This is a genomic window from bacterium, from assembly GCA_026398675.1.
Lineage (GTDB): Bacteria > RBG-13-66-14 > RBG-13-66-14 > RBG-13-66-14 > RBG-13-66-14 > RBG-13-66-14.
This window is the reverse complement of the sequence record JAPLSK010000259.1, coordinates 1-4,598: the sequence shown is the minus strand read 5'-3', so window position 1 is coordinate 4,598 and position 4,598 is coordinate 1. Positions and strand designations below refer to the sequence as shown.

6 protein-coding genes are annotated in these 4,598 nt (G+C 65.1%); 2 read left to right on the top strand and 4 right to left on the bottom strand.

The annotated features are described in order from the left end of the window. The first annotated feature begins 281 nt into the window (after positions 1 to 281). The gene (locus NTW26_08090; GenBank protein MCX7022212.1) at positions 282 to 920 is read left to right on the top strand and encodes an SH3 domain-containing protein; all 639 of its coding nucleotides are present in this window, start codon (positions 282 to 284) and stop codon (positions 918 to 920) included. A 78-nt stretch (positions 921 to 998) separates the two neighbouring features. Here the strand turns inward: NTW26_08090 and rfbB are convergent, their stop codons facing one another. Next, the gene (gene rfbB / locus NTW26_08085) at positions 999 to 2,000 is read right to left on the bottom strand and encodes a dTDP-glucose 4,6-dehydratase (GenBank protein MCX7022211.1); all 1,002 of its coding nucleotides are present in this window, start codon (positions 1,998 to 2,000) and stop codon (positions 999 to 1,001) included. 302 nt (positions 2,001 to 2,302) lie between these two features. Here rfbB and NTW26_08080 point away from each other — a divergent pair, with 302 nt between their 5' ends. Beyond that, positions 2,303 to 2,905, top strand: coding sequence for a GNAT family protein (locus NTW26_08080; GenBank protein ID MCX7022210.1), 603 nt, complete (start codon positions 2,303 to 2,305; stop codon positions 2,903 to 2,905). Here NTW26_08080 and NTW26_08075 read toward each other — a convergent pair. The 3 genes from NTW26_08075 to NTW26_08065 all read right to left on the bottom strand — a co-directional run bounded on the left by NTW26_08075 (position 2,902) and on the right by NTW26_08065 (position 4,509). Further along, complete coding sequence (locus tag NTW26_08075) at positions 2,902 to 3,504, bottom strand: hypothetical protein (GenBank protein MCX7022209.1); 603 nt, start codon at positions 3,502 to 3,504, stop codon at positions 2,902 to 2,904. The genes NTW26_08080 and NTW26_08075 overlap by 4 nt on opposite strands. A gap of 111 nt (positions 3,505 to 3,615) precedes the next feature. Then, positions 3,616 to 3,948 (bottom strand): hypothetical protein, encoded by a 333-nt coding sequence (locus NTW26_08070; protein ID MCX7022208.1) that lies wholly within the window; start codon positions 3,946 to 3,948, stop codon positions 3,616 to 3,618. Positions 3,949 to 4,041: 93 nt separating this feature from the next. Continuing rightward, a complete protein-coding gene (locus tag NTW26_08065) occupies positions 4,042 to 4,509 on the bottom strand; it encodes a hypothetical protein (GenBank protein MCX7022207.1) in 468 nt (155 codons plus the stop codon). Positions 4,510 to 4,598 lie beyond the last annotated feature (89 nt).

The window sequence follows — 4,598 nt, the reverse complement described above, 5'->3', positions numbered from 1 at the left end:
ATGCGGCGTTAGCTGTCCTGTGGCTGGGATCGGGTTGCTGCATAGAAAAATAAAAAGGGCCTGCAGCTGAAGAGCGGCGGACCTTCCAATTACATACGGGTACTGTTGAATCAGCGCGACGTAGTCGTCGTGCGTGAAAATGCTCATTTCTTGAACCCCTTTGCTAAACCGGCGATAGTGGAGCTCCCTAACCCAGGGATCTCTCGCCACCGGCATTATAGCAAGACGCTGATCAACAACCTGTTTTGTATACCGACAAGCGCGCGGTCGGCGGGGAGACGATGCAGGGGCTCCTGGACCACCCCGAGCCCGAGGCGCGCCGGCTCACGGTCTGGTATCTGGCCCGTCGGGGGGAACCGGGCGACCGGGAGCTCGTCGAGTCGGCCCTGGGCGACATCAACCTGCTGGTCAACGTGGCCGCGGCCGAGGGACTGGGGCTCATGGGCGATCCCGCCTCCGCGCCGGTGCTCCTGGCCGCTTTCAAGGAGACCTTCGAGCCCTACTACGCCTCCCGGAAGGACCTGAGCTTCAGCGAGCGCAACGTGAACCTCTTGCGACGAACCATCGAGGACGCCTTCTTCGCCCTGGGCGTGGACCCGGACAACGTCACCCCGAGCACGGTCGCCCACACCGAGGAGGTCGCCCCCGTCGAGGAGACGCAGCCCGAGCGGATGAAGGTTGCCGCCGACGCCCTGCGCCTGCGCGACGCCCCCTCCACCGCCACCGGCGTGAAAGTCGGCCTTCTGTCCGCGGGTGAGGTGGTGGAGGTGCTGGAGGTTTCCGGGGACTGGGCCCGGGTCCGTACCGTCGGTGGCCTGACCGGCTGGGCCTGCATCCGGCTCGAGGGTGAGACGTTCCTCGTTCCCACCGACGAGCCGCTGGTCCCCGAGGCGACGCCCGTGGAGCCCGACGCGGAGTAGCCCCGCCGTATCGCATATAAAAAGCGGACCCCCATGGGGGTCCGTTAAGTACAGGTTCGTCCCGTCAACCTTTGAGCCCTACGCGCGGCCCTGGTCGCGGTAGTATCGCTTCCACCAACGCTTGAACTCGCCGGACTTTATCTTCTCCCACCAGTCCTTGTTCTTTTTGTACCAGGCCACGGTCTCCCGGATTCCCTCGGCGAACTCGTGCTCCGGCTCCCAGCCCAGGGCCTTGATCTTGCCCGTGTCCAGGGCGTAGCGGTAGTCGTGGCCGGGTCGGTCGGGGACGTGCTTCAGTAATTTTTTATCGGCGCCCACGGCGTCCAGGATGGCGCTTCCCATCTCCATCGTGTTCAGGAGGTTCCCCCCGCCGACGTTGTACGCCTCGCCGTTTTCGCCCTTCTCGATTAAAAGCAGAATCGCCCGGCAGTGGTCGTGGACGTGAATCCAGTCGCGCACGGCCTCGCCGGTGCCGTACACCGGGCAGGGCTTGCCCTCGATGGCGTTGGTGATGAAGAGGGGCACCAGCTTCTCCGGGTACTGGCGCGGGCCGTAGTTGTTCGACGACCGGCTGACGACCACCGGCACGCCGTGGGTGGCCCAATAAGAATACGCCAGGCGGTCGGCGGCCGCCTTACTCGCCGCGTAGGGGTTGCGCGGCATCAGCGGGTCGGTCTCCTTGCTGAAGCCCTCCAGCACCTCGCCGTAGATTTCGTCGGTGGAGACCTGGACGAAGCGCTTGACGCCGAGGTCCTTCGCCGCTTCCAGGAGCACGAAGGCGCCGAAAACGTCGGTCCGGATGAAGGCGTCGGCGTCCACGATGGAGCGGTCCACGTGGGTTTCGGCGGCGAAGTTGACCACCGCGTCGCACCTCTCCATCGCGTCCCGGGCGTTGCCGGGCACCGCCACGTCGCCCTTCAGGAAGGTGATGTCGCCCCAGACCGCGTCGAGGTTGGCCAGGCTGCCCGCGTAGGTCAGCTTGTCCAGGACGACGATATCCCAGCGGGGTTTTTCGCGTCGGATGAGGTGGACGAAGTTCGAGCCGATGAACCCCGCCCCACCGGTGACTAAGATGCGCAAGGTGAGCCTTTCCTGCCGGGTCAGAACGTGACGGTTGTTGACGTTATAGCGGCTTCCCGTTCAGACTGCGGATGGTCGTCCCTAGGGTACGGGCAGTTCAATTCTCCCCGTAGGGGCGGCCCTCTGCGGCCGCCCGCCCGTTGCTCTGCCCGCCCGCCAATCGCCGGTCGTCTTGTCTTATAATTCGTTGAAAAGGGGGGTGCCGATGAACATCCGCCGTTACAGAGTTGAGGACCTGCCCGCGCTGCTGGAGCTCTCCAACCTGGAGAACCCCCTACCCGCGTCGCTTTCCAACGCCCAACATGGGGAGGATAACATACCCCCGGAACGGCTCCTGGCGCGCTTCATCGGCGAGGGGAACGGCCGCCTCATGGCTTGCGCGTCCATCTCCGGCGGATTTTACCGAGCGTCTGCGGCGCGTCGAGCTAGAGGGAATTGTAATCCGGCCCTACGCCGAAATCAACGACAATGATAAGGAACGGCGGCTGTGGCGCATCTTCGAGGACTCGGAGGCCGACGTGCCGCACGCCGTCCCCTACCGCATGCAGGACTTCGAGGAGTGGAAGCGGGCCTTCGAGAGCCCTTCCATGGACCGGACTACTTACGTCGTCGCCCTGGACGGGGCGGAGTTTGTGGGCGTGACGGGGCTGGTGCTCCCCGGGGGGAAGAACGCGCCGGCCATGCCGCTCATCACGGGCACGGTCCCGGCCCGCCGCGGGCGGGGCATCGCCACGGCGCTCAAGTACGCCGCCATGGAGCTCTACAAAAAGCGGGGCGTGCCGGCGCTCGTGACCGGCAACGCCCGGGAGAACGCCCCCATGCTCGCCATCAATAACAAACTCGGCTTCGAGCCGATTCCGCCGCAACTGAGCCTGGTTCGGGAACGGGGTCCGTCCGCGGTCTAGGGGAGCCGGGCGATCGTTATCCGGACGACGGGGGCCGGGGAGCCGTCGCCGAAATCGAAGTCCTCCGCCCCGATGTCCACTACGTACACGCCGGTTTCCCAGTGATGGAAAGAGCCAGAAACCTCCGGCTCGCCGAAGGTTTCCTTCAAAACGTCGAGCCACGCCCCGTAGGCCTCGGTGCGCGTCTCGTCGGGCGGGTGCGGCTCGGCGTAAACGACCTCCGCCAGGTTCTCCGCGGAGTCGTAGGTGTACCGGATGAGCCGGTCCCCCCGCCGACCCTCGAGGATGAAGTGCTCGCCGAGGGGGGTGCGGTCGTGGGAAATCTCGACCGCCCAACCCGCGTTCCCCAGCGTCGCGAGGATTTTTCCCGACGCGGCCCCGAGGGCGAGTTCCGGCAGGAAGGGGTCCTCCACCGCCTCCACGACCGCGCCGTTCCCGTCCTCCTCTCCCAGACTCAGCAAAGCCGCCATCAGACCGCCGAGATACAGGCCGAAGAAAATGACCGCCGGCTTGAGCTCGGGTTCGTTTTCATAGGCGGGATTCGCCCCGACCTCGAAAGCCAGAAGCAGGACCAGGGAAAAAACTATAGTTTTAACCATCACACTCTTGGTGAATGGCGATGATACCGGCGGTCCTCGCCGTCGGCGCGGTAAGCGCGATTACCGTCAGCCGATTCATGACCATTCCTCGCGGGCTCATTTTCCTTCCCGTCATGGGTTTCGCAGGTATCCGATCCGCACGGCCGGTTGCCTTTCACCCGCGGCGAAGAACTCGAACGCCTCGAGCACCACGTCATACCCCGCGGCCTCCCATCGCGCGTAGTCGTCTTCCGCTTCCGACGGTTCGCCGTACGCCGCCGTGAGCTCCGACCGCCGGGCGGCGAAGCCTTCCCCCGCATCCCCCCGGCGTTCCACCAGCGTCACCCCCGCTATGAACCCGTCCTCGTCCCAGCGCAGGGAGAGCTCCAGCGGGCCCGAGAAGGCGAAGAGGGTCTCGCCGTCGCCCCGGACTTCCCATCCTTCGGCGGTGAGCGCCTCGCCCATCTCGGTAAATGTCGCGTCGTGAGGGCGGGCCGAAGGCGAAGGGGAGCGGGGTTGCGGCGGCGGTTGTCGCGGCGAGGATGAGGTGTATAGCTATCAATCGGTTAAGAGAATTTCTATCACCGGATCGAGGCCGTCGGCCTCGTCGAGGTACTTCAGGCTCATCTCGATTTCGTATACCCCGGCGGACCAGTAGTCGGCCTCGTCGTCGGTGACCGAGGCCCGGGGGCCGAAGGTTTCCATCAGGCGGTCGCGCCACTCCAGCGACGCATCGGGCCAGGTGTCGCCGGGGCAGCGCTGGTGATACTCGACGGATTTCAGCTCCCCGTACTCGCCGAAGCAGTAGGCGATGTCGCAGAGGTCGTCCCGTGAGCCCCACAGGCACCACTCGTCCCAGGAGAGCTTGTAGCCCTCATCCTGGAGAGCCTGCTTGACGGTCTCGCGCGCGGCGCCCAGCTCCACTCCCGGAAGGAAGGGGTCGGCGGGAACCTCGACCGCTTCAGCCGACACGACGAGCGCTCCAGCCAACACCGCCGGCATCGCCAATAAAAGCCTGGTCGCCATGCAATCCCCTCTTGAAGAGAGTGGGCCGTTCTTTTCTATCTCATGGGATTCGTGGGGAAAACAAGGGGTTTCGCCAGAGGCGTAGCTCG